Genomic DNA, 20,747 nt, shown 5'->3' with positions numbered 1-20,747 from the left:
TCGACTAGATGAAGCTCGATTGCCGCCACACGGAAGGTGCGCTCCCTCTCCCGCTTGCGGGGGAGGGCTGGGGTGGGGGTGCCGCCACAGAGAGATCCCCAGTGTGGAGAGAGCCCCCACCCGCGCCTTCGGCGCGACCTCCCCCGCAAGCGGGAGAGGTTGTCGCGCGCCCGGAGCTGACTGATTCAAGAGCGATTCGATCTTAAGTCTTGCGCCGCTTCGCCTTCACGTCGACGACGAGCCGCCAATCGGTTGCCGTCGCAGGCTTGACCTCGCCGAGCCAGTGGAAGGAATCGCCAGTGATCTCCGTAAAGCTCCAGCGCGTCAGCTCGCCGGCTTCGGTCGTGCCTTCCTGCACGATGTCCGCGCCTTGCGGACGGCCGATCTGCTGCCGGAACACGCTGCGGCCGGGATCGAACCAGGAAATCCGCCATGCGGCGATGGTTGGGTCATAGACACGTAGCGTCGTGCCGTACCAATTGCCGGCGATCGGAAAGGCCGGGCTGCCCGCGCGACGAGGAATCATCCAGACGTCCTGCACGGCGCGCCCTTCCAGCACCCAGCCAAAATGGATTTCGCCGGGTGCGGCGTACTTGGTTCCATCGGGCCCATGGGCGGTAATTTCGGCGTCCCAGTCGCCGACGAAACGGCCGTAAAGCTGCAGCGCCGCCGCGTGCTCCGGGTTCGGTCCGTCCGCGTGCAACAGTCTCGCAAAATCTGTCATGTCGATCTCCTGTTGCCAGGAGATCAGCACGAACGCGCCTTAGCGGACTTGGAGAAAATTGCGCGTCAGACCCCGTCGAGGATGATCACCGTCGGCTTCGACGGCAGCGCATCCCGCGAGATCCGGAACCATCGCTCGATGCGCTGGTCGATCTCGAACTGCTGGCCGATCCGGCGTATGAAATCGTCGAGCGGTGTAGCGAAGCGGTGCATCGGCAGCACCACCGAGGAGCGCAGCCGTTTGGTGATCTCGGAGATGCCGTCCAGCGACATGGTGTAGGTGCCGTCGATCGGCACCATCACGATGTCGAGCCGCCCGATCTGGGCGAAATGGCTGTCGTCGAGCTTGTGGTGGAGATGGCCGAGATGACCGATGCAGAGGCCGGCGACCTCGAAGATGAAGATCGAGTTGCCGTCGCGGATCATGTCGGCGCCGGAATCGTCGCCGAAATAGCGGCGGATGTCGGTGGTGACATTGCGGATGAAGGTGTCGCCGATGCGCTCGGAGATCACCGCGGGCTTGCCGTCCTCGCCCCAGCCATGCAGCACATGGGGAATGCGCTTGTCCGGGAACAGGGTGTAGTGAGTGCTGTGGGCCCGGTTCATGGTGACGACATCGGGGCGCCGTCCCACCTGATAGGCGCCGCTATAATCGGTGGCGATGCGCAGGCCCCCGGGCGTATCGATGAAATAGGTGGAGTGGCCGGCATAGGTGATCTCGACCTCGGCTGAGCCGCCGGCGTGCCGGAGCGCGACCGGCAGCGCGCGGGGCGCCGCGTTCGCCATCGCCAGGCATTCGCTGCGTTGAGGTGGCTGCTGGGCGAGGGCAGGAGCCATCAGCCAGCCGAGGATCGCAAGAGCCGTCAGCAATAGTCGGGTCATCACAAGACTGTCCGTGGTTCAGGCGGCAGTCCAATCAGTGTATCGTCGAATTATCCCGACGTCATGCAGCGCTAAGGCGTCCGCGCCAATCCGCCGCTTGCCTCGATCAGTTTCACGGCCTTCTTGTCGAAAGACACGAAGGTGTCGGCTCCGAGCCAGTTGCCTTCGTGGGCGATGACGCCGTCGGCGAAATCGCCGCCGGCATCGAGCAGCGCCAATCCTGCTTCCGCTACTGGACGGTTCGCCGCTACATTGGCGGCATTGATCAAGCGTCGAATTGCAATCGCGATGTCGGCAGCAGAAATCTTGTAACCACGTGAGAGAACCCAGGTCAGCTCGCACAGTGCGGTGATCGAGATAGCTATCACGTCTGCCTTCCTGAGAATGGCCTGAGCCGCCTTGCTCTGCTCGGCATCATCCTCGACGAGAACCCGTACCAATACGTTGGTGTCGGGTGTTATTTTCATCGCTTGCCAGCCCAGCCGTCAGCGATAATCTCGTTCATCTCCTCGATCGACAACGACCGCGCATTACTTTTTGTCTTTAGAATGCCGAAAGCATCTGAGATCTTGCCGGTGGGTCGAGCTGCTTTCACTTCAACGCGCCCGCCCGGAAGCTTTTCGATCGAGATCTTGTCACCCGGATGCACACCTAGGTGCTCCAGCAAATCCTTTCGCAGCGTGACTTGTCCTTTGGCTGTGACGGTAAGCTCACCCATAGGCCGCCTGTAAGGTTTCTGACATTCAAAGAAATGTAAGGAAAATCAGCCTTACTTTCAAGGTGGCCCTCGCTCACACCTTTTATTATTCGCGCCTTGGGCTGAACTTCCAGGTGATGGCGATGAGGCTGGCTGTGATCAGGCCGCTGACGAGGCCGGCGATGGGAAGAGCAAGCAGCAGCGCGGCGCTGGCGGCCCAGCCGATCGAGGAGAAGGCTTCGGCAAAGGTCGCAAGCCGCGAGGAAGTCTGGCGCCGGCGGAACTGGCTGCGCCGCGCCTGCACCCGGAACCAGAGTTGGATCGCGGTGGCGGAAGCTGCGCTGATGATGATCGCGCCGGCGCTGATTGCCGCCTGGAATGGCGAGGCGAAGGCCAGTGCCGCAACCAGGGGGCAGAAGATCACGGCGGTCGCGATCAGCACCACCTCGATCTTGGCACGGATGACGCTGGATGGCGTCAGCGGCGAGGTCGCGACCAGGTCGGGCGCGTCCTCGCCCGAGATGGTCAGCCAGGCAAGCCCGCCGGCGAGCTGTCCGGCAGCCATCACCATGACAGGCGTGATCAGCGTCAGCGCCGCCGAACTGTCGGCAAAATTGCGCCAGAGCAGTAGCGCCGGTGGCACCAGGTACAGAAGCTGCATCAGGGTCTGCGAGATCAGCCAAGGATCGCGCCAGAGCAGCGAAAATTCCTTGCGCCGCAGCGCCTGCTGCCGCGATCCGCCGCGGAAGGGGCGCTCCTTGGCGCGCACGCGGCCGGCTGTGCCATACGCCGCCGCGTCGATGGCGGTGTCGGCAAAGCGGCGTGAGAAGATCGCCATGACGCTTCCGAGCAGCACCAGCCCGAGCGCGAGGAGCAACAGCAGCGCTTCGCTGTCGCCCATGGTCGCCCGCGCCGGCCACCACCAGATGCTGTCGACATCGGGCGCGTGGGCGGCCACGCGACCCGAGGTCAGGATGGTGAAGCGCGATAGCGTGCCGTAGGACATGATCGCGGCGACCTGGAGCGCGATCACGAAGCCCGCGCCGATGATCGCGGCGAGGATCTGGGCGATCAGGCGCGTCCGCGCCGGGCCGATCAGCCGAAACAGGAGAATGGTGACGGCAATCGCGATCGCAGCTGCCGAAAGGCCCATCGCGATCACGACGCCGAACGCGCTCAGCCATCGCGCACCGCCGCCGATCACCAGCACGTCGATGAAGGGCGTCGAGAACAGCAGCGCCATCATCGTGACGGTGAGCGCGATCGCAGCAATGCGCACCGAGAACAGATTGGCCAGCCTCGCCGGCGAGGACATGATGAGGTCGAGATCGGCGCGGGCGTAAAACACCCGCGTCACCGATTCGATCGCCTGCGACAGCATCAAGGTCCAGGCCAGAAAGATCGTTGCCGAGATCACGATCAGCGAGGATTTGTCGAGCGGCACTTGCAGGTCGGCGAAGCGGCCGATCACGGCCCAGGCCGGCAGGTGCAGGAGTGCGGCGAAGAACAGCAGGCCGATCATGGCGGCGCGTGCCCGCTTGCGCCGTCCGCCCGTCATCATGGCGAACCATTCGCGCCAGGCGAGCCGGAACTCGTGACGGGCGAACCAGGACAGCGCGGTCGCCGAACTCATGCGGCGTCCGGAAGCGTCACCAGCGCGATGAAGAGGTCTTCGAGGCTGGTGTCGTCATGGCCGTTCTGCCGGCGCAGCTCGTCGAGCGTGCCTTCGGCGACCAGTTGGCCCGATGCGATCACGCCGATGCGGTCGGCCATGCGCTCGGCCACCTCCAGAATATGCGTGGTCATGATCACGGTGCAGCCGGCGCGGACGCGCTCGCTGAGGAGGCCCTTCACATGGCGGGCGGAAACGGCATCTAACCCCGTCAGCGGCTCGTCGAGGATGATGAGGTGGGGATGGTGCACCAGCGCGCCAGCCAGTGCCACCTTCTGGCGCATGCCCTTGGAAAAACCCTCGCAGCGTTCGTGCCGGTGCGGCGGACCGAGCGAGCCGAGAAGCTCCTGCGCAACCGGTTCCGAGCTAGTCGGCGCGATGCCCCAGAGACCGGCGACGAACTCGAGATATTCGAGCGGTGTCAGCTTGTCGTAGATCATCGGCTCGTCGGACACCCATGCCATCACCTGCTTGGCGGCGCCGGGGTTTTGGAGCGCATCGATGCCGAAGATCGAGACGCTGCCGGCGTCGGGCCGCAACAGGCCCGCGACCATGCGCAGGGTGGTGGTCTTGCCGGCGCCGTTGGGGCCGACCAGGGCATAGAACTCGCCGGCATGAATGGTGAGATCGAGGCCATCGACCGCCAAACGGTCAAAACGCTTCGTTAACCCCACGACTTCCAGCGCCGAGCTGCCCGGCTTCATGACGTCCACCATCCGGTTTTGCATCGCCCGCGACCATGACTTGAAGATGTTTCGGCACCGTGAATCTACGGCCGACAAATTCCGTCATCCTAAAGGCAAGTCACCGTTTGTTGACAGCGCTTGGCGGTTCAGGCTGAATTGGCCTCGGACAAATGGCGCTGACGCAGCGAAACGACTGCGTAGCGACTGGACACAAGATGCGACAAGGCGGTCAGGAAGAGCTGCCGGTTGCATCGGGAGGATGCGCGGCGATGCTGGATTTCGTTCAGCAGCTGGTCAGCGGTGTTGCGCTCGGCTGCGTCTACGGCCTGATCGCGCTCGGCTTCGTGCTCGTCTACAAGGCCACCGAGGTCGTCAATTTCGCCCAGGGCGATCTGATGATGCTCGGCGGCTTCTTCGCTTTCACCTTCATCGGCATGATGGGCCTGAACTACTGGATCGGCTTTGCCGGTGCGGTGGCCGCCATGGCGCTGTTCGGTATGCTGGCCGAGCGCGTGGTGGTCCGGCCGATCCTCGGCTATCCGCAATTCTCCATCATCATGGCGACGATCGGCCTCGGCTATTTCCTGCGTTCGATCGCCGGCATGATCTGGGGCACCGACGATCTGAAGATCGAGACGCCGTTCAGCCAGGGCGTGCTGCGCATGGGCTCGCTGGTGCTCGCCTACGACAAGCTCTCTGTGATCGCGGCGACGATGATCCTGTGCACGCTGCTCTGGCTGTTCTTCAACAAGACCACGCTCGGCACCGCGATGCGCGCCAGCTCCGAGAACATGCTGGCGGCCTACTACATGGGCATTCCGGTCAAGCGCGTGGTGTCGATCGTATGGGCCATCAGCGCGGCGGTCGCGACCTGCGCCGGTGTGCTGCTGGCGCCGATCACCTTCATCCACTCCAATGTCGGCCTCGTGCTCGGCCTGAAGGCATTTCCGGCCGCCGTGCTCGGTGGCTTCGGGTCGATCCCGGGCGCAGTCGTTGGTGGCGTGCTGATCGGCGTCATCGAGAGCATGGCCGGCTTTTATTTGCCCGAAGGCTGGAAGGACGCCGCGCCCTACATCGTGCTGCTCACCGTGCTGCTCTTGAAGCCTGAAGGCCTGTTCGGCCTCCACGTCCGCAAGAAGGTCTGAACGCCATGCGCTTCCTGTTCAAGACCGACTATGAAGACGACATCAAGCTGTTTCCGCATTCGGGCTACGTCGTCACCTATGGCATCCTGATCGCGCTGCTGCTGATCGCGCCCTACGTGCTTTCCAGCTATCTGATGAGCCAGCTCGTCTTCGTCTGCATCTATGCGACCGTCGGCGTGGCGCTGCTGATCCTCACCGGCTTCACGGGGCAGGCTTCGCTCGGCCACGCCGCGTTCCTCGCGATTGGGGCCTATACTGCGGCCTATTTGCAGAAATACAACGTGCCGTTTCCGGTCTACTTCCTCGCCGCGGGAGCCTTGACCGGCGTCATCGGTGCGTTGGTCGGCTTTCCCGCCCTGCGCCTGACAGGCATCTACCTCGTCATCGCCACCATCTCCTTTGCCTTGATCGTGGAGGAGGTCCTGGCACGCTGGGAGAGCGTCACCAACGGCAACGAGGGCATGCGGGTCAAGACGCTGTCGCTGCTCGGCGTCACGGTCCCGCGTGACAGCCCGGCCTTCTATTACCTGTGTCTTGCCGTACTGGTGCTGACCATCGTCGGCACGCTCAACCTGTTGCGTTCGCCGACGGGGCGCGCCTTCGTCGCGATCCGCGACTCCGAGACGGCGGCGCGCAGCATGGGCGTCAATGTCGCGCTCTACAAGGTCAAGTCCTTTGCGATCTCGGCGGCGATCACCGGCCTTGCCGGCGTGCTGTTCGCGCACAAGCTCTCCTTCATCTCGCCGGAGATGTTCACGCTTCAGCTCTCGATCGAATTCATCATCGTGATCCTGATCGGCGGTGCCTTCAGCCTGCACGGCGCGGTGCTGGGCGCGATCTTCATCGTCATGATCGATCCGTTCCTAACCTATCTGAAGGATGACATGCCCGGCATCATCGCCGGCATCACCGCGACATTTGGTGCGAGCCCGGCGACTGCGGGCAACGTCCAGTCAAAAGTCGCGGCCTTCGCCTCGCTCAACGGCCTGAAAGGCGCGATCTACGGCATCATTATCGTGCTGTTCGTGCTGTTCGAGCCGCTCGGGCTCTACGGCCGCTGGCTGAAGATCAAGCTCTTCTTCCAGCTGTTCCCGCTCTACAAGCGCGCCACCTTCAAGCGGCAGAAGATCTACGTGAAGTCGGAGCGCAACCGATGAGCTATTTCCGCGCCGAGAACCTGTCGCTGCATTTTGGAGGCCTCAAGGCCGTCGATGCGGTCTCGTTCGCGGTCGAGAAGGGCGAGATCCTCTCGATCATCGGTCCCAACGGCGCCGGCAAGAGCTCGATCTTCAATCTGATCTCGCGGATCTACCGGCCGACCTCGGGCCGCATCTTCTTCGAGGACCAGGACATCACGGAGCAGCCGCCCTACGACATCGCCAAGCTCGGCATCGCCCGCACCTTCCAGAACATCGAGCTGTTCGAGAACGCGACCGTGCTCTCCAATCTGCTGGTCGGCCGCCACCGCCATTCCACCACGCAGCTCTGGCAGGAGCTGCTGTTCCTGCCGAGCGTGCGGGCCAACGAGAAGGTGCACCGCCGCCGGGTCGAGCAGGTCATCGAATTCCTCGATCTCGAACCCTATCGCGACAAGCTGATCTCGGGCCTTCCCTACGGCGTGCGCAAGGTGATCGAGCTGGCGCGTGCGCTGTGCTCGGAGCCGAAGCTGATTCTGCTCGACGAGCCGTCCTCCGGCCTCAATGTCGAGGAGACCGACGACATGTCGTTCTGGATCCGCGACTTGAAGAACGAGCTCGGCGTCACCGTGCTGATGGTCGAGCACGACATGTCGCTGGTCAATCGCGTCTCCGATCGCGTCATCGCGCTGAACTACGGCCGGGTGCTCGCGATGGGCTCGCCGGCCGAGGTGCAGCAGCACCCCGACGTCGTCGCCGCGTATCTAGGAGCCTGAGGCGATGGATGCGACCGCGACACCCGAGACCATCCTGAAGCTCTCGAACATCGAGAGCTATTACGGGCCGATCATGGCGATCCGCGGCATCTCGCTGGAGGTGCCGCGCGGCCGCATCGTCACGCTGCTTGGCGCCAATGGCGCCGGCAAGACCACGGTGCTGAAGACCATCTCGGGCATCCTCGATCCGCAGAAGGGCGCGATCGAGTTCATGGGCAAGCCGATCCAGCGCATGGAAGCCGACAGGATCGTGCGGCTCGGCCTCAGCCACGTGCCGGAGGGGCGCGAAGTCTTCCCGTTCCTCTCGGTGCGCGAGAACCTGATGATGGGCGCCTATCCGCGCCGGGATCGCGACGGCGTCGCGGAAGATCTGGAGCGCGTCTACGGCTATTTTCCACGCCTGAAGGAGCGCATCAACCAGCCGGCCGGACAGCTCTCCGGCGGCGAGCAGCAGATGCTGGCGATCGGCCGCGCCCTGATGAACCGGCCGACGTTGTTGCTGCTCGACGAGCCGTCGCTCGGCCTGTCGCCGCTGCTGGTGAAGGAGATCTTCACCATCATCCGCCGCGTCAACGAGGAGCAGGGCATGTCGATCCTGCTGGTCGAGCAAAACGCCAAGGTGGCGCTGGAGACCGCGCATTACGGCTATGTCCTGGAGATCGGCCGGATCGTGATGAACGACACCTGCGACCGCTTGATGCATTCCCAGGACATCCAGGAATTTTACCTTGGCGCCAAAGAAGCGGGCGCTAGAGGCGAACGGCGCTGGAAAAAGAAGAAAACGTGGCGTTAGATGGAACAGCCCCTCCGTAAGACATAGACCGCCGGCAAGGCAGGCAGCGGAAGGGAAAGCGACAAGGAGGAGAGGCGCATGGCCCGACCGGCGGTGCTGACGGTCGCTGATACGATCGCGAAGAGCTTTCTGCGCGCCGTCGAGACGCGGGGCGACAGGCCGGCGATCCGGGAGAAGAAATTCGGTATCTGGCAGCCGACGAGCTGGCGCCAATGGCTGGAGATCTCAAAGGAAGTCGCCTACGCGCTTCGCGCGATCGGCTTCATGCCCGGCGACGTCGGCTCCATCATCGCCAATGCCGTGCCCGAATGGGTCCATGCCGACATGGGCATCCTGTGCGCCGGCGGCGTCTCCTCGGGCATCTATCCCACCGACGCATCCTCCCAGGTCGAATATCTCGTCAACGACTCCAGAACAAAGGTGATCTTCGTCGAGGACGAGGAGCAGCTCGACAAGGTCCTCGCTTGCCGGGCCCGCTGTCCTACTTTGCAGAAGATCATCGTGTTCGACATGGAGGGCCTCCGCGGCTTTTCCGACGACATGGTGATGTCGCTCGACGAGTTCCGTGCGCTCGGCTGCAACCACATGGTCGGCCGCGAGGCGCTGTGGCAGGAGATGATCGACAGCCGCAGCGCCGGCGATCTCGCGATCCTCGTCTACACGTCGGGCACGACGGGGCCGCCCAAGGGGGCGATGCATGCCAACCGCAGCGTGACGCATCAGATGCGCCACGCCAACGATTTCATCCCGGCGCAGGAAGACGAGGACCGGCTGATCTTTCTGCCGCTCTGCCACGTCGCCGAGCGCATCGGCGGCTACTACATCTCGGTCGCGCTCGGCTCGGTGATGAACTTTGCCGAGAGCCCGGAGACAGTGCCGGACAATTTGCGAGAGGTGCAGCCGACGGTCTTCCTCGCAGTGCCGCGCATCTGGGAAAAATTCTATTCCGCCATCACCATCGCCCTGAAGGATGCGACGCCGCTCCAGCAATGGGTCTATCGCCGCGCCATCGGTGTCGGCCACCGCATGGTCGATTGCCGGCTCGAGGGTAAGACGCCGCCGCTATCGCTGCGCCTCGCCAACCGCCTCGCCTATCGCATCGCATTCCGCAACATTCGCCGCATGATCGGGCTCGACCGCTGCCGCATCGCCTTCACCGGCGCGGCGCCGATCGCCCCGGAGCTGATTCGCTGGTATCTCGCGCTCGGCATCGACATGCACGAGGTCTATGGCCAGACCGAGAATTGCGGGGTGGCCACCATGATGCCGGCGGAACGGATCAAGCTCGGCTCGGTCGGCACGGCCGTGCCCTGGGGCGAGGTCGCGCTGTCGCCCGACGGCGAGATCCTGATCAAGGGCGACTTCCTGTTCCTGGGCTACCTGAACCAGCCGGAGAAGACCGCCGAGACCATCGATCAACGCGGCTGGCTGCACACCGGCGACGTCGGCACCATCGACAATGAAGGCTTCGTCCGCATCACCGACCGGATGAAGGACATCATCATCACCTCGGGCGGCAAGAACATCACGCCCTCCGAGATCGAGAACCAGCTCAAATTCTCGCCCTACATCTCGGACGCCGTGGTGATCGGTGACAAGCGGCCGTATCTGACCTGCCTCGTGATGATCGACCAGGAGAACGTCGAGAAGTTCGCGCAGGACCACGACATTCCGTTCACCAATTATGCCAGCCTGTGCCGGGCGACGGAGATTCAGGACCTGATCTGGCGCGAGATCGAGCAGGTCAACGGCAATTTCGCTCGCGTCGAGACCATCAAGAAGTTCTACCTGATCGAGCGCCAGCTCACCCCGGAGGACGAGGAACTGACGCCGACCATGAAGCTGAAGCGCGGCTTCGTGAACAAGCGCTACGCTGCGGAGATCGAGGCGATGTATCGCCAGCGTGCGGTGGCGTGAGGCGCATGGCAGGAACGCCGTGCGCCAGGCGACGCTGAAATCAGCGAGGGAGCGATGGCCACGCCCTTCGCGCAACACGGGCCAGGGAGAGGAGATATCAATGTCGAAGTCGTTCAGGGCGTTCGGCCTTGCGGTGAGCGCAGTGGTGCTCACGCATCTGCCGGCCGCGGCGCAGACCAAGGTCACCAATGAGGGCATCTCGGCATCCGAGATCGTCATCGGCACTCACCAGGATCTGTCGGGTCCGATCAAGGGTTGGGGCGTCCCGGTCGCAAACGGTATGAAGATGGCGACCGAGGAGATCAATGCGTCCGGCGGAATCAATGGCCGCAAGATTCGACTGGTCGTCGAGGACAGCGGCTATGATCCGAAAAAGGCTGTGCTGGCTTCGCAAAAGCTGATCGAGCGTGACAAGATCTTCGCGATGGTGGGACCGATGGGATCGCCGACAGTGCTCGCCGCGCAGGACATCCTGTTCGACGCCGGCGTCATGCAGCTCTTCCCGCTGACGGCGGCCGAGTTCACCTTCAAGTTCGATCCGGCCAAGCCGCAGGAGCGGCTGAAGTTCAACAACCTCTTGCCTTACGTCGAGAGCACGCGGGCCGCGCTGAAATACATGATGGAGTGGAAGGGTTTCAAGAAGCCCTGCATCATGCATCAGGATGACGAGTACGGCAAGAACGTGCTCGACGGCTTCAACCAGCAGCTCACCGCGATGAAGGTGCAGCCGGCGTCGATCACGAGCTACAAGCGCGGCGCCTCCGATTTCAGCGCGCAGATCGCCAAGATGAAGTCCGATGGCTGCGACCTCGTCCTGCTCGGTACTGTGCTCCGCGAGACCATAGGGGCGATGACCGAAGCCAAGAAGCTCGGCTGGGAGGTCACCTTCCTCGGTGCGACACCGACCAATGTGATGGAGGTGCCGATGCTCGGCAAGGAAGCCGTCGAAGGTCTCTACGCAGCCAGCGGCTTCGAGATTCCTTACGAGGACACCGCCAAGGGCAAGGTCAAGGACTGGCTGGTCAACTACAAGAAGATGTTTGGCACCGACGCCAACACGCAGGCCATCATCGGCTACAATGCGGTGATGACGTTTGCGTTCTACGCCAACAAGGCGGGCAAGGATCTCACGGGTCAGAAGATGCTGGACGCGCTGGAGTCGGGCGACAAATTCCTCGACATATTCAACTCGCCCCCGACCAAGTTCTCCAAGACCGACCACCTTGCCAACACCATCACCCAGGTACAGCAGGTCAAGGGCGGCCGCTGGGTGCTGGTGAAGGACAATCTGATGTTTTGATTGAGGTGTCGCTTTCACCCTCCCCTGGAGGGGAGGGCTATCGCATATGGCGTGCACGATGCTGCGGCATCGGCGCTGGGCTCCCTCTCCCGCTTGCGGGGGAGGGCTGGGGTGGGGGTGTCTCCGCGTTGGGATTGTTGAATTGTGGAGGGCGTCTCTGCGTGGCGAGAGCCCTCACTCGCCGCGCTCTGCGAGCGCGTCGGCCTCTCCCGCAAGCGGGAGAGGCCGAGCAAGCCCGCGGACAATCTTCGTGAAATCCATATGCGATAGCCCTGCCCTTGAGGGGAGGGTAAGAGTTCACGATCCTCCAGCCGCGTTGCCCGAGTTCACCGGGGCCAGTTCGTCTTCGCGGCAGCGCCAGCCGTCGGCGGCTTTGACGAAGGCGAAGGTTCGCTGGATCCTCAGCCGGCGCGTGACATTGAAAGCCTCGCCGGCGCGCTCCTTGTTGCTGGCTTTCGGCTGCGGACGACCGGTTCTGGCGTCCCAGCAGGTGCCGGTGCAGGTGGAGGCGACCTTGCTGCACATGGTGAAGGGCGCCAGCACGGCCATCTCGATCTCGCCGGTGACCTGCGCCTCCTGCTCGGTCACCTGGCTGTCGAGCGCGTAGACGCGGTTGATGCGGAGGAAATTTCCACACGAATTGGCCGCGTGAATCCGCGCGGCGCAGAAGTCGACCGCGTCGGTGTCGGGCGAGTGGGCCGCGACCTGCCGGCCGAACACCTTCTTGGGGTCGCCTCTCGCGGCGCGAATCTCATCGGTCTTGCGCTTCAAATGGTCGGCGAGACAGTCCTCCGCGGATTCCAGCTCCAGGAGCGGCACGTTCTCCTTGCCGACCAGATTGCATTTGCGGTCGCGCTCTCGCGTCCACCTTCCATATTCGGCGAAGGCAAAGCGCGCTGCGGTCGGGTCCAGCCTGCCGATCAGGCCGAGCACCTGGCTGTTCAACTCGGCTTCGGCAAGCGCCAGCGCCGGGTCCGCGCAGATCAGCGCGCCCGCCGCGGTGTTGGCCGCGAGACAGTCGAAATCCGGATCGCGCACAATTGCGGCGCGCTCCTCGGTGACCTTGAGCAGGCACGCCTTCACCCGGTCGAAATCGTCGGCGCGGATCGCGGTCTGGCCGACGATGCCGCAGCTGAGGTTGCGCTGCCGGTTCCAGATCGCATTCTCCTCGATCGCGGGCAGGCGATCGGGCAGGCGGGCGAGCCGTGCCTCGATCGCCGAGCTCAGCTTCTCGGCGGCGGCGGCAAGCTCGGCATCGCCGCAGAACAATTGGTTGCCGGGATCGCGTATCTGTTGGCAGTTGTTCTTGGCGAACAGCGGCAGCCTGTCGGCGATGGAACGGCCGGATTGCGCGGAGGCTGGGGCGGCCGGCAACGCCAGCAGCGCAAGCACAATCAGCACGATGAGCCGCATCCCAGTCGCCCCCACATAGCCGCGGCCATGCTAGCGTCCCGGACGATGTGACGGAATGGCTTTGTGGCTGGACGGCTTATTCCAGAAGCGAGCTACAAGGTTCTGCAGCGTCGTCCCGGCGAAGGCCGGGACCCATAACCCTGGGGAGACGTTTGGCGAAGATTGGTGGTTATTCGGCTTTCCTTTGGTACAACTACCTGCGTCCACCGAATGATCACGCGGTATGGGTCCAGGCCTTCGCCGGGACGACATCGTATGGGTTGCCTCGTCGCGCGCCTACAGGATCCGGGTTCAATGCGTCTCGTTGGCGGCCATCGAGAACCGCACGGGTTCGTCGACATACTTCATCACGGCTGACTGATAGAGCACGAAAAGCGGCTGGTAGATCGGTGTCGCGTCGTCCGCGACCATTGCCATGCGGCGGTTGTCGAGCATCAGCCAGTGGCCGTCGAGCCGTGCGGCGGCCACCGCATGCGCCTCGCCGGCGTGGGTGTCGCGCACCACGACGATGCGGAGGTCTTCGGCGGCAACGCCGGCGAGCCGCAGGGCGGCGAGCTTGGCAATGGCATAGTCTTCGCAATCGCCGGCGCCGCGCTGGAAAGTCGCAAGCGGCGAGCTCCAGACGTCGTCGGTGCCGTCATTGGTGGCCCGGATGGCGAGGTTGATGGCGCGGTTGGCCTCGCCCAGCTTCGCGCGGCCGTCGCGATCACGGGCCTGGTCGACGATGGCGAGCAGTTTCAGGGCCGCAGGCGATGCGCAATGGTCCCGGTCGCCATCGCACAGCGCGAGCTGCACCATGTCGTCGTCGAGCCTGTCCTTCAGCGCGAGCCATTTCCGTTGCAGGCTGCCCGATGAGATGGCAAAGGCGAACACGCCGAACGGCTCGGCGGATTTGCGCACGAGGACGCCGGCGCCCGGCGACAGCAACGTGCCGGCGCGAAGCTCGGCGACCGATCCGAGCAGGATCAATGCGCACAAGACAAGGATTGCGCGCCAAGCGCGCGAGCGAGCAGCGGTCTCCATCTGACATCCCCTTCCGGGCATCGCGAGATCCCCCTCGATCTCGACGTGCCGGGCTTTGTTGCTTTCGCGGAGATAGTGCGAGATGGGCCGTTTTGTTCTGCTTAACGCGCCCGGCAGGGGGTCCCGAAACCGGGGAACAGGCTGAAACGAGCCTGCCCAGATTGCATAAAATTTTACGAATCGGGGGCTAGGGGAAGCGCCGGCTGCCGCGAAATGGAGCCAATTGCAGTTATTGGTTGTGCGCTCGCTGATTCCGCGTCCTATGGCTAACGGCCCGATATTTCCCGGGTTCTGTTAGTTGGGTCACAGATTTGGCTCCGTATTTGCCCCAGTGTGCTGCGGGGCACCATGAACAAGAGATGACACAAGTATTCGTTCCAAGATCTATACATTGGAATACGTAGGAGTGCCGGAAATGGGCTCAAACAGGCGAAATTATACTTCCAAATATTTCTCGAGTTGCCCCGCTTCCTCCATGAAGACTTGCTCCGACCGAGCCGGGCGCGGCTCGGTGACGCGAAATCACACAAGCAATAGATGGTTTCGCTAAGGACTTGGTAATGCTATGCAAGCTTAGGCGGTCGATACTTACTTAGATTTTAACCCTTTTTACGGTGCCCGATTGAATTACGCTGGCAAATTTGACGCCGCGATGTCCTTGGACGGCCAGGATTCCCGTTCGCTCGCCGATGGCCATGTCGATTTCTCTGCTGCCAAGCCCTTTATCGCCAAGGCGCATGGTCACGTGCCCGATGGCGCGTTCGTTGTTCCCGATCCCAACCTGATCTTCAATGGCGAGTTCAAGCGCGCAGGTCTCGACCTCGTGCTGTCCCATGAGGGTCATGAGTTCGTCGTTCACGATTATTTTAGGGGCGACAAGCGCGCGGCGGTCGCCTCGCCCGATGGCGCCCACCTCAGCGGCGACATCGTCAGCGCGCTCACGGGCCATGTGCAATATGCGCAGGCCGCGCCTGGCGCTGCCGCGGCCCAGGTCATCGGTCACGTCACAAAACTCTCCGGCAGCGCGACCGCGATCCGCAATGGCGTTTCGGTCATCCTGAACAACGGCGACAATGTCGAGAAGGGCGACGTGGTCTCGACCGGCGCCGATTCGACGCTCGGCATCACCTTCATCGACGGCACCGTGTTCGGCCTGTCCTCCAATGCACGGATGGTGCTGAACGAGATGGTCTATGACCCCAACGGGTCGAGCAACTCCTCGCTGCTGAGCCTGGTCGCGGGCACCATCACCTTCGTCGCCGGCGAGACCGCCAAGCACGGCGACATGAAGATCGACACGCCGGTCGCCACCATGGGCATCCGCGGCACCGCGGTGCTGACCCAGATCAACTTCGTCGTTCCCGCCGGCGGCGGCGATCCGCAGCCGCAGGCGAGCTTCCAGGTGCTGGTCGAGCCGAACGGCACCACGGGCTCCTACATCCTGTTCGACAAGGTCACGCTGCTGCCGATCGCGACGGTCAACCAGGCCGGCCAGATGATCCAGATCAGCGGCGGCAACGTCTCGATCAGCAATGCGCTGATGTCGCCGGACGTGCAGAAGCTGATCACGGATGTGTTCACGCTGAAGTTCACCGACAACAACACCAACACCAAGCTGACCACGAACTTCACCGACACGATCACGCCGATCAGCCAGGACGTGGTGTTCAAATCGGGGGCGGGCCCGATCGCGATCGCGACATTCGTCAATCTCAATCCGCAGGGACAGGACGGCCCCCACACCTCCACGCCTACGGCCACCCGTGTTCCCGGCCAGCCACTGGTGCAAAGTCTCGATTCCAGCGGCAACGTGAAGACGGCGTTCGAGTTCACCGAGCGCGCGGACACCACGGGCGACACGACGCATAACGACACGGTCTCCGGCCGGATCACCTTCGTCGATCAAAACCTCGGCGACCTGCCGACGGTGTCGGTGAGCCTCGCCGAGGCGCCGAACTACGTCTACAAGAACGCGGGCCAGCAGGACGTTACTGGCTCACTCACCGCGCTGCAGAAGCAGGACATCGCGGCGACGCAGATCCAGATCAACGTCGTTGCCGATGGCGGCAACAACAACAATGGCTCTGCGGTCTGGACCTACACGGTCCCCGACCACGTCTTCGACTTCCTCGCAGCCGGCGAAACGCTGACGCTGACCTACATGGTTCGCGTCGATACCAATTTCGCGGTGAACCCGGAGTCCAAGTTCATCCCGATCACCATCACGATCACGGGGACGAACGACAAGCCTACCGTCGCGACATCGGGTGGCACCGTCATCGAGAAGGTCGGGACAGGCAACGAGGCTCTGGACACCATCACGGGCACGGTCACGTTTGCCGACGTCGATCTGACGGACCGGCCGATCGTGAGCGCGGCGCTCTCGTCGACCCAGCCGTTCAAATATCTCGATGCTGAAGGCAACGATATCACCGCGACGCTGACGCCGGAGCAACGCGCCGCGATCGCCGCCGTCGAGGTGCCGCTGACCGTGGTGCAGGGCGCGGGAAACAGCAACAACGGCTCGGCCACCTGGACCTACAGCGTTCCCGACCATCTCTTCGATTTCCTCGCCGAAGGCGAGACGCTGACCCTCAATTATGTGGTGCAGGTCGATGACGGGCACGGCGGTGTGGTCAGCACGCCGATCAGCGTGTCCATCAACGGTGCGGACGTCAATGTCGAGGGCACCAACGACGTGCCGACGATCGTCGAAGACTCCACGATCCCGACCGGCGCGGTGACGGAGGATGCGACGCCCCTGACGGCCGAGGGTACCATCGCCTTCAACGACCCTGATCTCACGGACACGCACAGCGCGAGCTTCGCCCTGAAGTCGACGACGTCGAGCGCGCATCTGCCCGGCTTCAGCGACGGCAGCTCGCATATCGGCACTTTCGCGCTTCTGCCGGTGAGCGAGAGCCCCGGCGTCAGCACGCGAGGGTCGGTGGGCTGGACCTTCACGCTCGACGATAACGATCCGGTGCTGCAGTCGCTGGCCGAAGGCCAGACCATCACGCAGGTCTACACCGTTACCGTCGACGATCATCACGGCGGAACGGTCACCCAGGACGTCACGGTCACCATTACCGGGACCAACGATGCGCCGACCGTGACCAGCAGCGCCGCGGCGGCGACGGGCAAAGTCATCGAGGACACGGCCCTGTCGCTGTCGATCGACGGCACGCTGGCAATCCAGGATCTGGACCTGATCGACACCCATACGGCGCAGGCGGTGTTCAAGTCCTCGTCCTCGAGCGCGCATCTGCCGGGCTTTGTTGAGGGCGCTACGAATATCGGCACCTTCACGATCGATCCTTCGGTGCTCGAATCCAACACCGACACCAACAACGGCGCCACGCTGGGTTGGCACTTCACGCTCGACAACAGCAATGCGATGCTGCAGTCGCTGGCGGAAGGTCAGACCATCACCCAGGTCTACACCGTCACCTTCACCGACAATCACAATGCGACGGTCACGCAGGACGTCACCGTCACCATCACGGGAGTCAACGATGCGCCGACCGTGACCAGCGATGCCTTGGCGGCAACGGGCGAGGTCACCGAGGACACCGGTCCGACATTGTCGATTGACGGCACACTGGCGATCCAGGACCTCGACCTGATCGACACTCATACCGCGCAGGCGGTGTTCAAGTCGTCATCCGTCAGCTTGGCTCTGCCGGGGTTCGACGCCAACAGCACGAACATCGGCACGTTCACGATCGATCCGTCGGTGCTCGAATCCAGCACCGACACCAACAACGGCGCTACGCTGGGCTGGCACTTCACGCTCGACAACAACGACGCGCTGCTGCAATCGCTCGCGCAGGGCCAGACCATCACCCAGGTCTACACCGTCACGTTCGATGACCACCACGGCGGCACCGTCAGCCAGGATGTCACCGTCACGATCAACGGCGTCAACGACGCGCCGACGATCACGAGCGATGCGGCCGCGGCGACAGGCGCGGTCACCGAGGATGAGGGTTCGTCGCTGTCGGCATGCGGCACGCTGGCGATCCAGGACGTCGACCTGACCGACACCCACACGGCGCAGTGGTCGTTCAAATCGTCGTCCGTCAGTTCGGCTCTGCCGGGCTTCGAGGACGACAGCACGAATATCGGCACCTTCACGATCGACCCGGTGTCCGAATCCAGCACCGACACCAGCAACGGCGCGACGCTGGGCTGGCACTTCACGCTGGACAATAGCGATCCCGTGCTGCAGTCGCTGGCGGAGGGGCAGACCATCACCCAGGTCTACACCGTCACCTTTACCGACGATCACGGCGCGCAAGTCTCGCAGGACGTCACCGTCACGATCACCGGCACCAACGATGCGCCGGCCGTCTCCTATGTGACATCGAACTACATGAACTTCGACGGCCAGACCATCGCGGTCGGCGACGTGCCGACGGTCGCCACCGATGACGTGACGCTGGACGGCTGGGTGAACTGGAGCGGGGGCGCCAATCCCGATCACGGCCAGATTCTGTTCTACAACGGCAACACCTCGACCACCGGCTTCGGTCTCCTTGGCACCGTCAACGCCGATGGCACTATGGAGCTGCAGATTCTCGCGGGCGGCGTCCAGATCGCCGATACCGGCGTGGCGCTCACCGCGTCGCAGTGGCACAACATCGCGCTGACCCGCGACAACGGCACCTTCACGCTCTATCTCGACGGAAACCTCGAATATTCGCAGTCATGGACGGTCAACCCGATCGACGGCAGTCCGTCGAATCCGTCGGCGTCCTACATGATGATCGGCGCCGCGAGTGACCCAGGTGCGGCGGGCTTTGGAGCGGAAGGCTTCTTCGGCTCGATCGCCGATGTCAGTGTCTGGACCACTGCGCTCACGCAGACGCAGATCCAGTCGATCGATTTCACCGGCCTCACCGGCAGCGAGGCGAATCTCGCCGCGTATTATCAGCTCGGCGACGGCAGCGGGACCACGGCCACCAATATGGTCAACTCCGCCCACAGCCTCGCAATCGAGGGCACTGCAGACTGGGCCAGCGGGACCTCCGGCCCGGGCGGCGCCGTCGCCGATCTGATGGAAACCAATGCCGGCCAGCTTTCGCATGGCGTGCTGGCGGTCTCCGACGTCGACGCGATCGATCACGTCACGGTGTCGGTCAGCCAGGTGCAGGTCTCTCTCGACGGCGTGCCGCAAACCGGCGACGTCGGCGGGCTGTCGCATGCGGACCTTTTGAACTATCTCATCGTGCCGTCCGGCGACATCCTCGACGGCACGGCCAGCTACGCCCAGTTCACCTGGAATTTCAATTCGGGCAGCCAGGCCTTCGACTTCCTCGCCGCCGGCCAGACGCTGTCGCTGCAATACACGATCGTTCCGTCGGATGCCGAGGGCGCTGGCACGGGCGGCGTAGTCACCATCAACATCGCCGGCAGCAACGATGCGCCGACACTCGCCGATCTCCACATCGGCCCGCTCACGGACACGACCGCTGCCGACACCTTCTCCGATCTTACCGGTCAACTGGCCGGCACCGACGCGGATAGCGGCGAGACGGCGACGCTGACCTATGCCGTCCTGAACGCGGATCACCATGCCACGACGACGGTTGCGGGTCTGTACGGCTCGCTGACGGTCAACCCGGACGGCAGCTACAGCTACGTTCCCAATGCAGGGGCCATCAACGCGCTGTCGGACGGGTCCTATGCGGATATTTTCACGGTCCAGACCACGGACGCGCATGGCGCCACCGGCACGGCAACGCTCACGGTGGACGTGACCGGCGCCGACGACGCCAGCGGCCCGGTCATCGACACCACGAGCTTCTACGTCTGGCACGCCAACGAGAGCAACACCGACTTCATCACCGGTCTCTCGGTCATCGACACCGATCCCGGCGCTGCGACGGATGAGTTCAAGATCACGGCCGTAACTGCACATGATCCGGACAGCAGTGTCGCCCCGGGGGCGGCGTGCGGCTCTCTCGACGACATCAACTTGGCCCTCGCGGATGGGGTCACCTATGATCCGGGCCAAACGCCGCCGGACAATGATCAGATCACGCTGACGGTGACGGACAAGACCACCGGCCTGTTCGATACCGTCCACTTCATCTTCAACGAGGCGGGGGACACCGGCCAAGGCGTCACTCTGGAAGGCACCGACGGCAAGGACGTCATCTTCGCGACCGATACGGGCGACACGCTGACCGGCGGCGCCGGCAAGGATCAGTTCGTGTTCTCGCCGGGCGTGCTGTACGACCAGAACGGGCAACCCATCACCGACCTCTCGCACACCATCACCGATTTCACGACGGGGCTGGACAAGATCGACCTGCGGCAATTCTCGGACGTCAACTCCATTAGCAATCTCACCATCGTCCAGCAGGGCTCCGGCGACACGCTGATCACTTGGCATCAGCAGGTCACACAGCCTGAGGGCGCGCCGTTCACGGAGAACGAGTCGCTGCTGCTGAAGAACGTGATCGCGGCAAATCTCAAGGCCAGCGATTTCATCTTCCACATCACCTGATGAACGCCTTGCCCCTCCACGGCCGGCGGCTTTCTTGACCGCGGCAAAAAATCCATAATCCTCAGCTGCC

General features: G+C 63.4%; 15 protein-coding genes. 7 read left to right on the top strand and 8 right to left on the bottom strand.

Going from position 1 to position 20,747, the window contains the following annotated elements; all coding sequences use genetic code 11:
- Positions 1-202: 202 nt before the first annotated feature.
- From XH85_RS43065 to XH85_RS43040, 6 genes are all read right to left on the bottom strand, one after another.
- Positions 203-724 carry a hypothetical protein gene (locus XH85_RS43065; protein WP_164939784.1) on the bottom strand — a complete coding sequence of 174 codons (522 nt, stop codon included), beginning with the start codon at positions 722-724 and terminating at the stop codon, positions 203-205.
- 65 nt (positions 725-789) lie between these two features.
- Complete coding sequence (locus XH85_RS43060; RefSeq protein ID WP_128936779.1) at positions 790-1,605, bottom strand: MBL fold metallo-hydrolase; 816 nt, start codon at positions 1,603-1,605, stop codon at positions 790-792.
- 71 nt (positions 1,606-1,676) lie between these two features.
- Entirely contained in the window at positions 1,677-2,072 is a 396-nt protein-coding gene (locus XH85_RS43055; RefSeq protein ID WP_128936778.1) for a type II toxin-antitoxin system VapC family toxin, read from the bottom strand.
- Positions 2,069-2,323, bottom strand: a complete 255-nt coding sequence (locus XH85_RS43050) for an AbrB/MazE/SpoVT family DNA-binding domain-containing protein (protein WP_128936777.1) — start codon at positions 2,321-2,323, stop codon at positions 2,069-2,071. Before XH85_RS43050 ends, XH85_RS43055 begins: the two co-directional genes overlap by 4 nt.
- Positions 2,324-2,408: 85 nt before the next feature.
- A complete protein-coding gene (locus XH85_RS43045) occupies positions 2,409-3,935 on the bottom strand; it encodes a permease (RefSeq protein WP_128936776.1) in 1,527 nt (508 codons plus the stop codon).
- Positions 3,932-4,678, bottom strand: a complete 747-nt coding sequence (locus tag XH85_RS43040) for an ABC transporter ATP-binding protein (protein WP_128936775.1) — start codon at positions 4,676-4,678, stop codon at positions 3,932-3,934. The genes XH85_RS43045 and XH85_RS43040 overlap by 4 nt, the downstream gene beginning before the upstream one ends.
- Before the next feature lie 251 nt (positions 4,679-4,929).
- Here XH85_RS43040 and XH85_RS43035 point away from each other — a divergent pair, with 251 nt between their 5' ends.
- The 6 genes from XH85_RS43035 to XH85_RS43010 all read left to right on the top strand — a co-directional run bounded on the left by XH85_RS43035 (position 4,930) and on the right by XH85_RS43010 (position 11,727).
- Positions 4,930-5,805: a branched-chain amino acid ABC transporter permease gene (locus XH85_RS43035; RefSeq protein WP_128936774.1), complete on the top strand. Its 876-nt coding sequence runs from the start codon at positions 4,930-4,932 to the stop codon at positions 5,803-5,805.
- A 5-nt stretch (positions 5,806-5,810) separates the two neighbouring features.
- Positions 5,811-6,962, top strand: coding sequence for a branched-chain amino acid ABC transporter permease (locus tag XH85_RS43030; protein ID WP_128936773.1), 1,152 nt, complete (start codon positions 5,811-5,813; stop codon positions 6,960-6,962).
- Entirely contained in the window at positions 6,959-7,717 is a 759-nt protein-coding gene (locus tag XH85_RS43025) for an ABC transporter ATP-binding protein (RefSeq protein ID WP_060737253.1), read from the top strand. Before XH85_RS43030 ends, XH85_RS43025 begins: the two co-directional genes overlap by 4 nt.
- A 4-nt stretch (positions 7,718-7,721) precedes the next feature.
- A complete protein-coding gene (locus XH85_RS43020) occupies positions 7,722-8,510 on the top strand; it encodes an ABC transporter ATP-binding protein (protein ID WP_008541389.1) in 789 nt (262 codons plus the stop codon).
- A gap of 78 nt (positions 8,511-8,588) precedes the next feature.
- Positions 8,589-10,427, top strand: coding sequence for an AMP-dependent synthetase/ligase (locus tag XH85_RS43015; RefSeq protein WP_128936772.1), 1,839 nt, complete (start codon positions 8,589-8,591; stop codon positions 10,425-10,427).
- A gap of 100 nt (positions 10,428-10,527) precedes the next feature.
- Complete coding sequence (locus tag XH85_RS43010) at positions 10,528-11,727, top strand: ABC transporter substrate-binding protein (RefSeq protein WP_128936771.1); 1,200 nt, start codon at positions 10,528-10,530, stop codon at positions 11,725-11,727.
- A 297-nt stretch (positions 11,728-12,024) separates the two neighbouring features.
- On the opposite strand, the gene XH85_RS43005 is transcribed toward XH85_RS43010, so the two are convergent.
- Both XH85_RS43005 and XH85_RS43000 read right to left on the bottom strand, forming a co-directional pair.
- Positions 12,025-13,140, bottom strand: a complete 1,116-nt coding sequence (locus XH85_RS43005; RefSeq protein ID WP_128936770.1) for a lysozyme inhibitor LprI family protein — start codon at positions 13,138-13,140, stop codon at positions 12,025-12,027.
- 291 nt (positions 13,141-13,431) lie between these two features.
- Positions 13,432-14,163, bottom strand: coding sequence for a transglutaminase-like cysteine peptidase (locus XH85_RS43000; RefSeq protein WP_128936769.1), 732 nt, complete (start codon positions 14,161-14,163; stop codon positions 13,432-13,434).
- A gap of 622 nt (positions 14,164-14,785) precedes the next feature.
- On the opposite strand from XH85_RS43000, the gene XH85_RS42995 reads away from it, so the two are divergent.
- Positions 14,786-20,677 carry a VCBS domain-containing protein gene (locus XH85_RS42995; RefSeq protein ID WP_128936768.1) on the top strand — a complete coding sequence of 1,964 codons (5,892 nt, stop codon included), beginning with the start codon at positions 14,786-14,788 and terminating at the stop codon, positions 20,675-20,677.
- Positions 20,678-20,747 lie beyond the last annotated feature (70 nt).

The sequence above is a fragment of the Bradyrhizobium zhanjiangense genome (assembly GCF_004114935.1).
In the GTDB taxonomy this organism is placed as follows: Bacteria; Pseudomonadota; Alphaproteobacteria; order Rhizobiales; family Xanthobacteraceae; genus Bradyrhizobium; species Bradyrhizobium zhanjiangense.
Note: the sequence above shows the minus strand (reverse complement) of the source record. Positions and strands in the feature narration are given on the sequence as shown.